Here is a 16696-nt window from a genome sequence, read left to right on the forward strand (position 1 = left end):
TGCACAAAAAACATCATTATCTCGCTATGGCAACGCATCAAGTACGGAGGCGTAATACAGATTAGATCTCAGGCTGCTTACGTAGCCTGATCTTAACGACAGAATCTAATAATTCAGTGTCGACTATTTACTTTTAAGTGGCTAGGAGCCTGTCGGGCTGAAAGAACCGTAGTGAAAATTTAGCTTAAAGCGGGTAGATGTTGAGATCTTTAACCTTGCGATTGGGTCTTTGAGAAAGTTATTCCACTACATTCAAAACTGAGTAGAAAAGAAAGCGTGGCAACATTTAATTCGATCTCGGAAGCGTCAGCGCTTAACGCCGCCGTCTGATCGCGTACAAACCAAGCAATGATGCAAGCATCAGCAGACCGAAAGCAGGCTCGGAAACAGGGGTTGTTATAGCTGCTGCATAGAAACCTGTATTTATAGATACAGAATAGAAACCTGCATTATCAGAAAAGTTGCCATCATTATCTGCCAGGAAAAGATATGCATTGTTTATTTTAGGCACTGCAATACGGGCATTGCTGCCAACAAGAAATACAGCATCACGCCAATCCTTATAAATGCTATTAAACAGGATGGGAGTCATACTATCGGCAGAGCTGCTCCATAGACCAATCACACTATAAACGTCTTGATAGCGAAACTTACCATCGCCAAACCCGCATGGATCCGATCGGTTTGGACAGCCATCAGCTCCGGTCGTGTGAGTACCGGCATCGGTCACACTTCCAGTAACCACTATGTCCAGATAATCCCAAGAGACAAAATTGTAGGTGGAGCTGGCATCAGCAACAGCAGACGCAGCTGTGGAACCGGTAGCATATGCCGCTAAGGCGCCATCGCGTTGTTGAGTAAACCAATGCCCCCAATCAGAATAATACAAGTTGTCTGTTGCATCTACAGTATGCGTTAGTGTCAAGGCATTAACCTGAGGGATCACCGATCCACCCAGCAGCACTATTATAAATGCTGTCATACTTTGCCTGATAACCGAATGGAGGTTTTTCATCGAATACTTCCCTATAGTCATAACATAATTCATTGCTTGCCCAGCACATACTGAATAGGCTCACACATACCTGTTCAGACTGTTTAAAGCAAAAAATATGCCAAAAAAAATTGATTTTTTTTTTTCAAAAAGTTAAATGTTGCGATGTATGAAGTGTAAAGAAACTCTACACTTTCAACGCGAGGCCAACCACAGCCTTCGTTATATAATTCTCCTCGTTGACTTCAACAATATGGTTTGAACTTGTGAGCCACTAGTCAACCGAGTTTCGGTTAACAGAGAATGTGGCACTAACAGCGTCGATATTTTTGTTGTTATACCTACTCTTTGCCCCACAACACTAAACCGCAACTGTATGGCTCGCGCATACAAAATCAGTAATCCCACCAGCACAGTGATTACAATTATTTACTTGACTCATGAGATTATGACGCGGTCATAACTCAATATTGCTTCGAATTAGCTGACTGGTTCTAAACAGTGACTAGCTACGAGCGCAAATCTGATCACACGGGACAGGACATTTTCAAATTATTAGGCAGGCTGTCTACTTTCCACTTCAACTGTACCTCCATCAGTGCGCACAGACTCTTCTGTCACTTTGTTCATCACAATAATGTTGATGCGACGGTTGATCGGATTGAGCGGATCTTTCTTATCGAACAGCACTGCTGAAGACAATCCCACCACTCGTACCATTTTTCCCTCATCCATTCCGCCCGCAATCAACTCCCGACGCGAGGCATTCGCACGGTCGGCTGACAGATCCCAATTGCTGTAGCCCATTTCTCCAAAAGGATATGGCCTAGCATCTGTATGTCCCGATAAGCTCACCTTGTTAGGTACTTGATTCAGCATTTTGCCAATTTCGCGTAGAATTTTTATGGCATAGGATTCGAGTCTTGCACTCCCGCTTCTAAACATGGGACGATTTTCCTCATCCACAATTTGGATGCGTAGGCCTTCAGTGGTAATGTCAAGCAGAATTTGCTTCTTGAATTGTTGCAGTTTGGCGTCAGCGTCGATCGCCTTTTCCAAGCTAGATTTCAACTTCTTGAGAGTGTCCAGTTCTTTGAGTCTTTCAATACGCAAGGCTTCTTCAACTGCCGCCTTCAGATTGATTGTCCTCTCTTCAGTCGGGAGTTCCCCCTGCTTTACTTGGCCAGTGCTACGCGTCAGGTCTGTACCCCCGCCCTTAATTACGCTGGAGCTATCGCCGCTACCTGATCCGCCCAATAGTGAAACCTTGAGCGGAGTATTGAAATAATCAGCTATACCTTGCAAATCACCTTGAGTAGTTGAACCCAACAACCACATCAACAGAAAAAAGGCCATCATTGCAGTAACGAAATCGGCATAGGCAATTTTCCATGCGCCGCCATGATGCCCGCCAGCAACCTTCTTAATACGCTTAACTACTATGAGTTTTTTATCATCGCTTGCCATGACGCAGCTTTCTCAATGCAAACTTTTTAATTAGCGCTTTTGTTTGACATGCTCTTCTAGTTCGATGAAACTGGGTCGTTCGGTAGTATTGAGTACTTTGCGACCAAACTCTACTGCCATAGCAGGGGCGTAGCCATTCAGATTGGCTAGCATTGTAACTTTGACTGTCTGGAACATTTTGCTCGACTCTTCCGCTTTTTGTTCGAGCAAAGACGCCAAGGGGCTGATGAAACCATAAGCTAACAGAATGCCCAAAAAGGTGCCGACCAGTGCCGCACCAATAAGCACGCCCAGCTCGGCGGGTGGTATCCCAACAGACCCCATGGTATGTACGACCCCCATAACCGCCGCAACTATACCGAACGCTGGCAAGCCGTCACCAAGCTTGGCGAGCACATGCGACGGCACCATTTCCTCATGGTGGTGGGTTTCAATTTCTACATCCATCAAATTCTCGATTTCCATCGCATTAAGGTTGCCGCTCAACATGATTCGTAGATAATCTGCTATAAATTCAATTATATGGTGATCCGCCATTATTTTAGGGTACTTGGCAAAGAGAGGGCTCTCCTCTGCATTCTCTATGTCGTTTTCAATGGCCATTAATCCTTCCTTGCGAATTTTTCCAAGCAACTCATAGAGTAATGCCATTAACTCCATGTAGTGATCTTTAGTATATTTAGCACCCTTAAATATACTGGGCAATGCTTTCATAGTGGCCTTAATTGATTTGCTACTATTACCTACTAAAAAAGCACCCGTTCCAGCACCTCCTATCATTAATAACTCAACTGGCTGAAACAAGGCCAGCAAGTGACCGCCTGCCAATACAAAGCCACCGAACACTGAAAGTATAACTACTACATACCCGACAATTACCAGCATGGCTTAGCTCCCTTGACTTGCGCTCATTGCGATCTTTATGTGGCAGGGTAGCGTCTGCTTCTGGAAAAACGTCGGAAAGAAGCTGAACAAATCAACATTATTTTGTGCATGCGCACAACCGAATAGCGTAAACATCATCATAGTTATTCCACATAGCTTTTGGTGTGGTATCGGCATCCTAAAATTAAACTTTAATTCGCCACGCTTAATTCCAATAAATTTGATGTTACGGCATTCTTTTTTGTTTTTCCGGCACGAGAGGGTGGGCGACAGATGCCACACACATAGCCTGTATACAGCCCATTAACATGTGCAATGAATTGCCCACCACATTCGGTGCAGCCTGTCAGTTGCAGCATCTCTGCATCAAAGAACCGCACTAGAAACCATGCACGTGTAACACTCAGTATCGGTTCATCTCCACTAGCATTGATTTGCTCAAGATACAAACAATAACTTTTAATTAGTACTTCGATGCCCGTTAAGCTTGTATGCTTCAATAGATACTGATGAATGTCCATAAACAGGGAGGAATGGATGTTTGGCGACCAGCTCATAAACCAATCGGTTGAGTAGGGCAACATACCTTTGGACGGCGAAACCCCCTTTACTTCCTTGTACAGTTTAAGTAATCGTTCTCGACTTAAAGCGGTTTCTTCCTGCAGCAATTGCAAACGTGCTCCTAGCTTGATTAAATCCATGGCAATCTGGATTTGGTAAGCTTCAGTGACTACACTCTTGTTTCGCATGACAACCTCTCGCCAGTATTTTTTAAATCAAGCAGCTAAAGCTTCTGCAGGTTGCCCAGCCATCAGGATTGTGGCATGCGCCTGCGACATCAACCGGCTCTTGTTGTAATCGGTGATCATGTTGAGTAGAAGTTTTTCATCAAAGCGAAAGCGACATAACAACATATTGGACGCCGCCATTTTGAGTAATTGTGCTGAGCTTAACCCAGCGATGAGCTCAGCCATTTCTTGGCTAATTCCAAGACGAAAAATGGCTGCCGCCTTGTCGTCCTGAATCATTTGCCGCGCGAGCAGCATATAAGAAAGATTGGCTTCTTTAATTTCTTGATGAAGTTGATCTGTATTCATGATTCGTCCCCTTGCAAGTTAACAACACTGTCTTTTTCGACGGTTGAATATTGCTTCACGAACGAACAGAAAAAAATCAGAAGACTTCTGATCTCTTTGTAAGAAAATTTCCTACAGGGGCAGACAACCCCCGCTTACCCGTATCAGGTTGCAAGCGGAGAGTCCATGCTTAACTTAAATCTGCAAGGGGGGGCAAATTCAAGCTTGCATTCTTAATTATCGACAAACACTGGCGAAACTTTAATTTTATTTAAAATATATTTAACTTGGTGTGCTTAATTGCTTAGCCCATTGAAATATATGTATTGTCATCGTTCACTTGAATCTGTAAGGGGACATAATCAAGCTTATATTTTTGTTATCGACAGACACTGGCGAAACTTTAATTATTTTTTAAAATATATTTAACTTGGTGTGCCTTATAGCTCAGCCCATTGCAATATATGAATTATCCATTTCGTCAGCCTAAAGCAACAGGGCGAATCAATGAGAGTTTTGGCTGCCGAAGAATTATAGAGATACGATTGGTATCTCCGACTTGAATGGCAATCAGTGCAGTGCAATGACTACAAACAACTGAATCTATTCGCGGTTTAACCGAATGGTGATGAGTTCCTGTATTATTGCGATTTAGTCTTAACGTTATGAAGTAACAAAGAGAACTATGACTGTCAACAAACTTCGTGTCTTATTAGTGGAAACCTCTTTCGAGGATGCACAGCGAACACTCGCTAAACTGGAACAGAGCGGCTATAAAGTTGAACATCTACTAGTCGATAATAAGTCCGACATGCAAGCAGCTTTGATTGAAAATGACTGGGACGTGGTGCTATGCAGCTATGATGAATCCGGATTCTGTGGGCTTGACGCGCTCAAGCTAATGCAATCGAAAGAAGTGAATATTCCTTTTCTATTTCTTTCATATCACTTACATGAAGAAACCATCATTCACACCATGCAATCCGGTGCAAATGATTACATTTTTAAGGGGAGCTTAAATAGACTCGCTCCTTCAATAGAGCATAATTTGCGCGAGGCGCGCATTCGCCGCGAGCACCGTCAAGCGCAAATCGCTTTGCAAGAAAATCAAGCACGTCTGCAAGCCTTCATTACCAACCTGCCAGGTATGGCTTATCAAGTACTACTCAAACATGACGGCGACATTTCCTTTCCGTATATCAGTGACGGCTGCAAAGCGCTTCTTGACTTAAATCCGCAGAATTTAAAAAATAATCCTCACTTATTTATGCAGATGCTGCACCCAGATGACCGCATCTCCTATGAGCAAACCATGCGAGCCTCAGCAAACAATCTTTCCTTCTGGAACTGGGAAGGTCGTATCGTGATATTGCCAGTAGGCGAAATTAAATGGATCAATTTACGCTGTAGCCCTCGAAAAACATCGAATGGTGAAATTCAGTGGGAAGGTATTATGTCCAACATCAGCCAAAGCAAGCAGGCGGAAATCGAAATAAAACATTCGCAGGAACAATTGCGAGAGCTCTCCTCTCACGTCCAGCTTGTACGCGAACAGGAGCGCCTTAACATTGCTCGTGAAGTACATGACGACCTAGGAAGTACTCTTACCGCCATTAAGCTCAATATCGCTTGGCTGGGTGGCCGCCTGACCAGAGCAGCACCTGAGCTGATTGCAAAAATCAAGGATGTTGAAAGCTTGGTTGACAAGTGTACAGCCGCCGCCCATGATATCTCTCATTCCCTGCGTCCGAGCACACTGGACTGCTTCGGAATCATCGCAGCGATGGAAATTGAAGTGGATGAGTTTGAACAGCGTACTGGCATTTCTTGTGTATTCAACCACCCGGATGAAGATATCACTTTAAATCCGGATATCGCCATCGCGCTGTTCCGCATTCTTCAAGAATCGCTTACCAATATCATGAAACACGCGCAAGCTGGCCTAGTAAAAATAGATCTATATAATCAAGACTCTTGCGTAGAAATGATCGTGAGTGACAATGGTCTTGGCTTTACCGAGTCCGACCGCATCAAACCAAGGTCCTTTGGCCTGCGCGGTATTAAGGAACGAGTCGCCTATTTCGGCGGCTATGTTCATATCAAAGGTACGCCGGACTCAGGAACTACAATTAAGGCATGCATCCCACATCATTCTGAATCGACAACCGTTGGCGGCTTTTTTTTACCGCAACCACAGCAAAAACTGTTGTGATGAACACTGTTAAAAGCAGCCATGATTAATATATTAGTAGTGGATGATCACGCACTGATCCGCAAAGGTATGAAGCAGATCCTCAATGATACCGAGGATATACGCGTAACAGGAGAAGCCGAAAATGGCATGCAAGCCATCAAGATGGCGCAAGAAAATATTTACGATTTGGTATTATTAGATATCAGTATGCCTGATAAACATGGCATTGACGTGCTCAAACAACTCAAGCTCAATAAGCCGCAATTGCCGGTGCTAATGTTAAGCATGCATGAGGAAAATCAATACGCATTGCGTTCCATGAAGGCTGGGGCGGCCGGGTATCTCAGCAAACAAAGTGCCCCGACACAACTGGTTACCGCCATACGTCAGGTCGCCAGCGGCAAGAAATACATTAGTAACGAACTGGCAGAAGAGCTAGCCAATGGCCTGTCACAAGGATATCAGGAATTGCTGCACCAAACTCTATCCAACCGCGAATACCAGACGCTGTGCCTGATGGCATCCGGCAAGAGTTTAAGCGAAATGGCGGAGACTCTGTCGCTTAGTGCTAAAACCATCAGCGTTTACCGTGCACGATTATTGGAAAAAATGAAACTGAAGAACAATGCCGAAGCGGTTCGTTATGCAATCAAGAATCACTTGATCGAATGATATCGTTTTCACATTTATCAAAAATAAGAAATGTCTGGCGATTTTTCCAAAACGGCTAATAACATATTGATGTTGAATAATATGCCTAGGGGTGTCACCGACATGAACGTGAATTTTCTGGGGCGCTGAGATTTTATCCACAAGGTTTCCCTTCATGAATTCAGGCAAATCCGTGTTTGCGCAACTGATAGAGCATTACCCCTTCATACGCTTAGCCGCTGTGTGCAGGGGTGCCTTTCGAAATATCTGAATAAAAAGGTTTTGCATCTTGATGTTGTAGTGGCAGACGTAAAAGCAGATGTTGGAAGATCTGACAACACATCAGGTGACAAGCGCAATGCCTTCCTTATCAAAAGGAATATGCAAAATTATTAAAACCATCACTTTTAGTCTAAATTCGTGACTGATTTGCTACCATCCGTTGCGTTATTTAGTCGAAGTCTTGCCAACAAAAGATATACGTATATTTTTAATAATTGATTGATTCATACTAAATCATGCGTACTTATGATTATGACAATAAACAATAAAAATTATTATGCCTGAGCTACCAGAGGTCGAAACCACCCTGCGCGGGCTTGAGCCGCAGCTGGTCGGGCAATCCATCACGGACATAGTCATTCGCACATCTCATCTGCGCTGGGCCATTCCCATGCAATTGGCCACCATCTTGCATAATCAGGTAATTCACACGCTGCGTCGTCGAGCTAAATATTTGTTAATCAAATGCGATAGCGGCACGCTTATCCTCCACCTTGGCATGTCCGGTAGCTTGCGTATTTTGTCCGCGAACATAGCAGCAGAAAAGCACGATCACTTCGATTTAAAGCTGGCAAACGGAATGCTAATGCGGCTACGTGACCCGCGACGTTTTGGCGCGGTGCTATGGCATGAAGGTGATCCCACACAGCATCCGCTGTTATTAAAGCTTGGAGTAGAACCGCTAGAGAGTGCCTTTAATGCCGACTATCTTTATCGTGCTATACGCAAACGCCATGCCGCAATCAAGCTGATCATCATGGATCATCATTTAGTCGTAGGCGTCGGCAACATCTACGCCAATGAAGCACTATTCCACGCCGGAATCCGCCCGCAACTACCCGCCTCAAAACTTAGTCGAGCGCGGTGCATCCGGTTGGTAAAAACAATACAGGCAACATTGACAGACGCTATTGAGTTAGGCGGCAGCAGTCTGCGTGACTTCGTTGACAGTAATGGCAATCCAGGTTATTTCCAGCAGCATTATTGGGTATATGGTCGTGCGGCCAAAGCTTGTCGTGCATGCGACTCAACCATCAAGCAGCTTCGACAAGGACAACGATCAAGTTTTTATTGCCCGAAATGCCAGAAATGATCACTGCATTGCTTCACCACTCCGTTGTCGCCCAAATTTTTAAGCAAGACTTTTAAGTTTTGAGCTATTTTTGGCAATAGCGTACCGAAATTCTATTGCTGGGCTCAACATTAGCGCGAGGCTAATGACTGCTGGCTCTAGATATAACACCAAGAAATATAGGTGGCCACGGCTAGTGCTTCTAGACAGAATGCGTGCTCATGTCGAAATTCCACCTTCGAATTATCGAGGGAGAGCAAATTGTATGAAACGGTTTTTGAATTTGTTGGTCAATAGCATATTGCGATACTCTAATAAACATTGGAAAAATTATCTGCACCGGAGTATCTTAAGTTTGGCAGCTCCAGAACTGGTGGTATGGTTGATAGTGTCATTTAATATATAAAAACAGGAGGAATGATTTTGGCGATAGGTTGGATTAGCGCGCTGAAGTATGTGCCATGGAAGGATGTGATAGAAGCCACACCGGGAGTGGTTAAAGGCGCAAAGCGCCTTTTTACTGCGGTAAGGGCTGACACAAACAGCCAGCCTGTCGCTGACGGTTCGCCAGCGGTTACTTCATTTGATGCTGAAGGACTTGCAAACTTGGACAGTCGCGTTCGTCATCTTCAGGCGCAGATAGCTAAACTGAATTCTGAACAAAACTCATCAGCCGAATTAATCAAATCACTTGCCGAACAAAATGCACGCGTAGTTCATGCGATCGAAATTTTTCGAGTTCGAACCAAGATACTTATTTATGTGTGTTTTGTACTGGGCATTACCCTATCTGCCTTAATATTTGTGGTGGTATTAAAGTGAAAAGTGGGCATTATATGAGGGGATTTATTTCAAACAGAATACGAAGATTTGCTTGCTACCTAATTCTGTAAACCTAAAATAACAGACATTAACGCCTACTTTATTGATACTTAAATTTTATTTTTAATAATTTGACGATGCAGTTATATCAATGTATTAATAGTATTTTCCCCCTGTACTTCCTGAATAAAAAACCAGAATGTATACTGGCGACAGTCCAAATCTGTCCTTCCTTGCGGAACAAATGTTAGTAGTAATCCACTGGTGTATGGGTTTGCCAAAAACAACATGAGACATGTGCGGCAATTTTGATTGCTTTAATTATTCTTTTAGAGCAGTAAATTTATTTTCCATAACCAGATTCATTTTTTCGCCTAGCATTTGAGCAAAATTTCGCATCGCTTGTGAGGCTTCAACATCTCCGGTCGCACGTTCAAAATTATCTGCCATAAATAAAAGACTTTGATGATAAAACTTCTTCATATCTTCTTTCATCATGCTTTTGGTCCACAAATCAATACGTAAAGTATTTCTCTCCTCGCCGTCCCAAAGAGCAATCATTACGGCATTAACTGCGGCAGTTTGTTTCTGGGTATCAGATGCGCTCCAATCGATTTTTTCGGGTACCTTTTTGTCATCGCGGGTAACAGTAAATTTAATTTCAGATTTTTTCATTTGGTATTGATTTCAAGATATCGTCTAAAGTCAGTGAGGCGTTTTCAGACCATTAAAAAATAAAAGGGGGCTGGTCAGGCTGTTAGCTATGAAGCGCTTATTTTTCTCCTCCTTTGCTGAACAACTATTCTGTCCGTTGTGAAATGTACCCTGAATTACTCGGCGATTTTCCGGTATGGATAACTGCCCGTCGCAAAAGCCACAATGATGGCAGCATTCCGATCTTGTAAGCGCTCTTAAATTTCTTTCAAAGATAGGGAAATTCAGGGAGCGCATTACATTATCCTGATAATTAATGTAGTGATTCGCATTAATGCATTATATCTGTACGTAAGAATAGATTGTCTTAGAAACGTACATTCTAGCAGCCTGTCGGCTTTAAAGATTCGCAGCGAGAATTTAGCAGAGTGAGGGTAAATTTTGCGAGCATTTCTCCTTGCGGCGAAATGCTCGGAAACTCCACTTGACAACTTTGCATAGTAAGTAAATGTTATGGAACAAAATAAGCTGCGAAATTGTCAACGCTCGGCTAAATTTTCAGCTAATTTAATTTAAGTCCGACAGGATGCTAGGGTACTTCTATAAATTAAAATGCAAGTCACTCCCGCGTAGACTTTAAATAAAAAATAAAGCTGTTTACCAGCAATTTAAAAGTGATTAATTCCCGTCTACGCTGGAGTGACGGTTTTTGAGAAACGCCCACTATCAGTCTTGCTGACGCATTAGAAGATTTCTAGTTTAGCTATTAAACTGACTGACGTTTCCGGTAGTCGGAATTTAATCAACTGTCGAGTTTTACGAACAGGTAATATTTTCATGGGAAAGAAGCTTGCTCGGGCCGCATTTTTTGCAGGCCCAATGCTAGGTGCGCTGATATTTTTTCTGCTGGGTCATCAAGGCGTAGATTCAGGTGCTAGCTGGTGCGCAGCGGTTGCGGTAGTTTGTATCGTTTGGTGGATATTTGAGCCGATTCCGATTCCGGTTACTTCATTGCTACCGCTATCGATTTTACCGCTGGTTGGCGTTCTTTCGCCAAAGCAGGTAGGAGAAGCCTATGGTAGTCCACTAATCCTGTTATTGCTGGGCGGGTTTATGCTCTCCATGGCGATGTCGTCTAGCGGTGCGCATCGGCGGGTTGCATTATGTCTTGTGCGGCTTACCGGGGCGAGCAGTAGCAGAAGGGTCGTATTTGGCTTTATGTTTGCATCCGCATGCTTGAGCATGTGGATATCTAATACAGCAACCACCTTGATGCTCTTGCCTGTTGCCCTGGCTGTGCTGGAGCGCTCCGAGGACAAGCGATTAGCGGTGCCACTGCTATTAGGGATGGCTTATGCCGCCAGCCTGGGGGGAATAGGCACCCCAATCGGCACTCCTCCCAATCTTATCTTTATGCAGGTTTATGCTGAGAATGTGGATGCTGAGATTGGGTTTACACAGTGGATGGGCTGGTCCTTGCCGATCGTAGTGCTGTTCCTGCCGATTATGGGATTTTGGTTGACCCGCAATTTGACCCACAGAAAAGCGCTTGTATTACCTGAGCCTGGGAATTGGCGGAGTGAGGAAAAAAGAGTATTGGGATTGTTCGCGTTGACGGCGCTTGCGTGGATTACACGCTCTGAGCCGTTTGGTGGCTGGAGTAAATGGTTTGATTTGCCGCAGGCGAATGATGCGTCTGTAGCGTTAATTGCGGTTGTAGTTATGTTTTTGGTGCCCAATGGCCGAGGTGAACGGTTGCTGAACTGGGAAACTGCAGTCAAAATTCCATGGGGAGTGCTGCTGCTGTTTGGAGGAGGGATTTGTTTAGCTAAAGGATTCGTGGTTTCGGGGCTAAGCGGTCAATTGGGACAATCCCTTACCGGACTATCAGATGTACACCCTTATTTGATGATCGGCGTTATTTGCCTTTTGATAACCTTTCTTACTGAAGCTACCAGCAACACCGCGACAACAACGTTACTCATGCCGATTCTGGCTGCCACAGCAATCGCTGCCGATATCGAACCTGCTGTATTAATGGTTCCTGCAGCAATCAGTGCCAGTTGCGCTTTTATGTTGCCGGTTGCGACTGCCCCCAACTCCATCATTTTTGGTACTGGCAAAGTCAGCATTCAGCAAATGGCGCGAGAAGGGCTAGCGCTCAATCTTATTGGAGCGCTAGTAATTACCACGGTGTGTTACTTTACCCTGACCTCCTGACCCCCCCTGAAGTCTTGCTATGGGCACCGACATATGATGACTGTTTGTTTGTGTCTTTACACCACATACAAATACAGTGCCAGTTTTAAAAGCTTCATATTCTGCCGAGGCAAATTCTGACCTTTATGCGAACCGCCACAGAGCAAGAACAGAAACGGGCTATTGAGGTGTGCTTCCCTAAGGCAGGGAGCTGCTAGTCACCGCCGGACACATTTGTAAGAGGCGGTATAGCGGACAACTATCGAGCTCGAAAATACTCGGCTTTAGAGCCCCGCATGAGCTGTTCTTCGGGGTGGAGTTACGCTGCACCAAGCAACTGCTGACTTTTAAGCTTCGAATTTAAATCCGCCTTTATGAGGCTTAAACGAATTGCTTATTTACTTTTTGTAGTAGTCGTCCTATTATGTGGCTCTCATCGATATATGTAAGTAAAGGTGAGGTGCGTGAAACTGGCGGGATAAAAGTTTACGATTGTTGTCTTTTCAGGATTTAAAAGACACTTGCTGGGGACTTCCAAAAAGTTGATCGTTTGTGATGTGGTAAATTGTATGCAGCAGTATTTGTAGACGGAGGTATTTTAAAAGTCCGTTTGTAAGTTGCTGAATGTACATATCCATATGGTCAATGTAACTCGATCACATGGGTATTGTAATTGTAATAATAAGTTATGCATCTAATTTGAAATGGAATAGGGATTTATCAGGAGAATACTTTATACGTATGTTTTTTTCTGTTGCCGGTGAATCTTAATTTTGGTATCAATGAATTATGTGGATATTGAAATAAATTTCGATAAATACTGTTTGGTACTATGGTGAGCTTGTATAAAGATTTACTTCCATCATGATTGTTTGCACACTTTACGCAGTCGCAATAAAAGCTTGTAGGAGTGAGGCACATTTCACCCCCACTAAACTATCCTCGTAATATTTGATATTAAGGAGCTTGTAATGAAAAAAACTGTTATTAATCTAGCTATCGTATCCTGTTTTGCACTTGGCGTTTCAGCGGCGCAAGCTTATAACCCTGGCGGTAAAGGTGGACATTCTCATGTCATAGCGGTATCGGAAGCATATACCAAAGGCGCAACGATAACTGGTCAGACACAAAATATTAAAGTCGGTCCTGATGGTGTTCGTCTTCCCTATAATATGGCTGAAGATCTACATAGCTCAAAAGTAGGCGAGACAGCGAATGGTGTTAGTGTTCAATGCATGAATTGCGGCACAGATCTAGCCTTGGCAGATGGCGTAAGACAAGTATACGGTGGAATTAGTCCCTACTACCCAAAGCCTAATAAAGTAAATCCAAAAGTTGAATCTCCTTATTATTGGAACATGACAGGGTTGCCGGAAACCGGTGGCGAAGCAAGGGAGCAGAGTGGTTACTCTACTGGTTATACTGCAAGGTAATTCTTGATAACAGGCGTCAGATGTTGACGTAAAGTTAAACAACAAGGCCAGCAGAAATGCTGGCCTTGTTGTTTATGCGTAAACATAATGCTTACTGGAGTAACAATATTCATGACATGATAATGTTTTTGGTTTCTTTGGCGCTAATACTTTTGCCAAATGCCCTACATAGGCAATTTTGGTCATGTTGCACACCGTTACTACGTACTTTCACATCCCACTTGAGTTGAGCTCCTTTGTATTTTTTATAGGTTGCGACCTCTTATTTGAACATCAATTAAAAAATCATTTTGGAAGAGTGTGTTATAACGAGTAAGATTGATTTTGTCGCATCACCTGTTGCCATTTCAGCCGGTGAGTGGTTATGTTTTTAATTCATTAAATCATCATGGCGTTTAAATGTGAATGGTATTTATTTAGTATAATTAGAAATTTGAGTGCTAAATATGTGGTTTAAGAACCTTCAGATATATCGCATCACCAACTGGAATATCTCACCTGCTGAGCTTGAAACAGCACTGTCAAAGCATACATTACGTAACTGTCTCAGTATGGAAATGCAAAGCCGTGGCTGGGTTTCTCCCAAAGCCGAAGATGAGCCTTTTGTGCATACTCTGGGGCAGCAAATGTTAATCGCTCTGGGTGTGGAAAAAAAATTGCTCCCCATTTCCGTGATTAACCAATTTGCTAAATTGCGTGCTGCTGAAATTGAAGAGCAGCAAGGGTACAAGCCGGGCCGCAAGCAAATGAAGGAAATCAAGGAGCTTGTTACTGACGAGCTTTTGCCACGTGCATTCGCACTCCGTCGTAAGACCTATGCATGGATTGATCCAGTGCAAGGTTGGTTTGTCATCGATACTTCCAGTGCAGTAAAGGCAGAGGAGTTGATCGAGTTGTTGCATAAATCAATTGAGGGGTGCTCACTCGCATTGATTAAAACCAAAAAGTCACCAGCTTCAGTCATGACCGAGTGGCTTGCGGGAGATGAAGTGCCAGCATCATTTACTATTGACCGCGACTGTGAACTCTGCGGCACGGGCGATGAAAAAGCGACCGTGCGTTATGTACGCCACTCTCTCGATTCAGTGGAAATTATCAAGCACGTTAAAGAGGGCAAAAAAGCGACCAGGCTAGCCATGACATGGAGAGACAAAATTTCATTTACTTTGAATGAAAACATGCAACTTAAACGAATTGTTCCACTTGATTTTGTCAAAGAACAAATTGATGCAAGTGACACAGACGATGTATTTGACGCCGACTTTGCCATTATGGCTGGTGAGCTACCGAGTTTGTTGGCTGATCTCATAGTTACGCTTGGCGGTGAGGAGCACATTGGATAGCTCTCGGAAAAGATAGTCTATGATCTTTAATTGCAAAATATTAAAACTGCTTCGCATGCGTTATGCCCACTGTTCAAGCTGGCAATGGAATGCGTGCCCCAGGCAAAAATAATTTTCTGGCTTGTAGTGTGGCTCACTTCTATGCAAGGCTACCGAATTGACGAATGAAGTAGAAGATGATTGTAAACTTATTGTGAATTAGGTAGTTTGACCTATTTGATTTAAATCGGCGGTGCGAAAGCCGGTGGGAGGATGAGTTCTGGCTTTAAAAATTAAATTAATGGGGAATGTTTCTCTGCGATAATGGTTTCGTCCCACATTATGGTGGAGTGGTGCCTCAATATAATAGTGGTCAATACTGCCATTCCGCCTGCGCTAATATTATGGGGTTTGACTATTCTGAAGACATCGTGATATTTGAGCGCGATTTTGTTGAAGCGGAAAGGCAGCCTGCAGCGTAACCACAGTTGAGGATGAGGCCCATACCTGACAAGGCATCAGAGATGTAGGTTGCTTGGCCAGCATGGTATCGAGGATGCTGGGCCGATTAGTTTCCAGCTGAGGACGGCTTGCTGTAATTTTTTGAATTTCTGCGGTGCCAGTTTGATTCATGGTTAGGAGAATGGTCATTTTAATCGCCACTAGTAAATCCCGCGCATTGTCATACCCGTGCGGGCGAGACTTCAGGTTACTAAAGCAGCCATGCTCCTTCTTGCGCGGGATTTGCATTTTTTTAACCCCCCGCTTATATAATCTGTAGAAATGGGCGCACTATGGATGCTGGTTGCCGGGTTTCTTTTCGGCTGCATGGGGGTGTTTGTCAAACTTGGCGCAGAATATTTTTCTCATATCGAGTTGGTATTTTATCGCTCTTTACTTGGGTTGCTGATGATTTACGCTGTCATCCGCCAGCGAGGATTATCGCTATCGACCCACCACTTGAAGCAGCACTTATGGCGCGGTATTTCTGGCACCATTGCGCTGATGCTATATTTTTACTGCATCACCGTGTTGCCGCTAGCCACCGCAGTAACGCTAAATTACACTGCACCACTTTATCTCTCTATCCTGACGATGCTGGTCTTCAAGGATCATTTTCGTCCGGCTATCACCGGTGCCATACTGCTGGGGTTTTGTGGCGTAATATTGCTACTACATCCCACGTTGGCCCAAGATCAACTCATACCCGGTCTTGTTGGGCTAATTTCTGGCCTTTTGGCTGGCATTGCCTACCTCAATGTCAAACAGCTTGGATTAAGTGGGGAGCCGGGATGGCGTGTAGTGTTCTATTTCAGTCTTATTGCCGCTATTAGCAGCGGTGTCGGCATGTTGCTCGGAACCATTCACCCGATCACTGTACCTGGTTTGTTTATCTTGATTGGACTTGGCAGCACTGCCACGCTAGCACAACTAGCCATGACCCGCGCCTATCACACCGGGAAAACGCTAGTGGCAGGTAGCTTGTCCTACAGCACTGTGATATTCGCCAGTATATTCGGCATGATTCTATGGGGCGAAACATTGCCTCTGATGGGATGGATAGGCATGGGGCTCATCATTGCGGGCGGTGTGTTAAGCTTGAAACTGGCACCTAAGCACGGCGGCGCATAACTAATATAGAAGA

At 44.0% G+C, this 16696-nt stretch carries 15 protein-coding genes; 8 read left to right on the forward strand and 7 right to left on the reverse strand.

What is annotated here, in order from left to right; translation table 11 throughout:
* Positions 1-313 precede the first annotated feature (313 nt).
* The 5 genes from MJ770_RS14880 to flhD form a co-directional block, all read right to left on the reverse strand.
* The gene (locus tag MJ770_RS14880) at positions 314-1015 is read right to left on the reverse strand and encodes a hypothetical protein (RefSeq protein WP_239255966.1); all 702 of its coding nucleotides are present in this window, start codon (positions 1013-1015) and stop codon (positions 314-316) included.
* A gap of 534 nt (positions 1016-1549) precedes the next feature.
* Positions 1550-2461: a flagellar motor protein MotB gene (motB, locus tag MJ770_RS14885; RefSeq protein ID WP_239255968.1), complete on the reverse strand. Its 912-nt coding sequence runs from the start codon at positions 2459-2461 to the stop codon at positions 1550-1552.
* A gap of 30 nt (positions 2462-2491) precedes the next feature.
* Positions 2492-3346, reverse strand: coding sequence for a flagellar motor stator protein MotA (gene motA, locus MJ770_RS14890; RefSeq protein ID WP_239255970.1), 855 nt, complete (start codon positions 3344-3346; stop codon positions 2492-2494).
* Between the two features lie 191 nt (positions 3347-3537).
* Positions 3538-4095 carry a flagellar transcriptional regulator FlhC gene (gene flhC / locus MJ770_RS14895; RefSeq protein ID WP_239255972.1) on the reverse strand — a complete coding sequence of 186 codons (558 nt, stop codon included), beginning with the start codon at positions 4093-4095 and terminating at the stop codon, positions 3538-3540.
* Positions 4096-4122: 27 nt separating this feature from the next.
* Positions 4123-4443, reverse strand: a complete 321-nt coding sequence (gene flhD, locus MJ770_RS14900; RefSeq protein WP_239255974.1) for a flagellar transcriptional regulator FlhD — start codon at positions 4441-4443, stop codon at positions 4123-4125.
* 664 nt (positions 4444-5107) lie between these two features.
* Between flhD and MJ770_RS14905 the strand changes: the two genes are divergently transcribed.
* The 4 genes from MJ770_RS14905 (at position 5108) to MJ770_RS14920 (ending at position 9443) form a co-directional block, all read left to right on the forward strand.
* Positions 5108-6634 (forward strand): hybrid sensor histidine kinase/response regulator, encoded by a 1527-nt coding sequence (locus MJ770_RS14905; protein ID WP_239255976.1) that lies wholly within the window; start codon positions 5108-5110, stop codon positions 6632-6634.
* 21 nt (positions 6635-6655) lie between these two features.
* Positions 6656-7288, forward strand: a complete 633-nt coding sequence (locus MJ770_RS14910) for a response regulator (RefSeq protein WP_239255978.1) — start codon at positions 6656-6658, stop codon at positions 7286-7288.
* A 538-nt stretch (positions 7289-7826) separates the two neighbouring features.
* The gene (gene mutM / locus MJ770_RS14915) at positions 7827-8642 is read left to right on the forward strand and encodes a bifunctional DNA-formamidopyrimidine glycosylase/DNA-(apurinic or apyrimidinic site) lyase (RefSeq protein ID WP_239255980.1); all 816 of its coding nucleotides are present in this window, start codon (positions 7827-7829) and stop codon (positions 8640-8642) included.
* A 396-nt stretch (positions 8643-9038) separates the two neighbouring features.
* Complete coding sequence (locus tag MJ770_RS14920; RefSeq protein WP_239255982.1) at positions 9039-9443, forward strand: hypothetical protein; 405 nt, start codon at positions 9039-9041, stop codon at positions 9441-9443.
* Positions 9444-9764: 321 nt separating this feature from the next.
* Here the strand turns inward: MJ770_RS14920 and gldC are convergent, their stop codons facing one another.
* Positions 9765-10118 (reverse strand): gliding motility protein GldC, encoded by a 354-nt coding sequence (gene gldC, locus MJ770_RS14925; protein ID WP_239255984.1) that lies wholly within the window; start codon positions 10116-10118, stop codon positions 9765-9767.
* A gap of 816 nt (positions 10119-10934) precedes the next feature.
* Between gldC and MJ770_RS14930 the strand changes: the two genes are divergently transcribed.
* The 3 genes from MJ770_RS14930 (at position 10935) to MJ770_RS14940 (ending at position 15072) form a co-directional block, all read left to right on the forward strand.
* Positions 10935-12317, forward strand: a complete 1383-nt coding sequence (locus tag MJ770_RS14930) for an SLC13 family permease (RefSeq protein ID WP_239255986.1) — start codon at positions 10935-10937, stop codon at positions 12315-12317.
* A gap of 950 nt (positions 12318-13267) precedes the next feature.
* Positions 13268-13729 carry a hypothetical protein gene (locus MJ770_RS14935; RefSeq protein ID WP_239255987.1) on the forward strand — a complete coding sequence of 154 codons (462 nt, stop codon included), beginning with the start codon at positions 13268-13270 and terminating at the stop codon, positions 13727-13729.
* A gap of 446 nt (positions 13730-14175) precedes the next feature.
* A complete protein-coding gene (locus tag MJ770_RS14940; RefSeq protein WP_239255988.1) occupies positions 14176-15072 on the forward strand; it encodes a recombination-associated protein RdgC in 897 nt (298 codons plus the stop codon).
* A gap of 381 nt (positions 15073-15453) precedes the next feature.
* Here the strand turns inward: MJ770_RS14940 and MJ770_RS14945 are convergent, their stop codons facing one another.
* Positions 15454-15801: a hypothetical protein gene (locus MJ770_RS14945; RefSeq protein ID WP_239255989.1), complete on the reverse strand. Its 348-nt coding sequence runs from the start codon at positions 15799-15801 to the stop codon at positions 15454-15456.
* 33 nt (positions 15802-15834) lie between these two features.
* On the opposite strand from MJ770_RS14945, the gene MJ770_RS14950 reads away from it, so the two are divergent.
* Positions 15835-16683 (forward strand): DMT family transporter, encoded by an 849-nt coding sequence (locus MJ770_RS14950; RefSeq protein ID WP_239255990.1) that lies wholly within the window; start codon positions 15835-15837, stop codon positions 16681-16683.
* Positions 16684-16696 lie beyond the last annotated feature (13 nt).

This window comes from Candidatus Nitrotoga sp. M5, assembly GCF_927904885.1.
Taxonomy (GTDB): Bacteria; Pseudomonadota; Gammaproteobacteria; order Burkholderiales; family Gallionellaceae; genus Nitrotoga.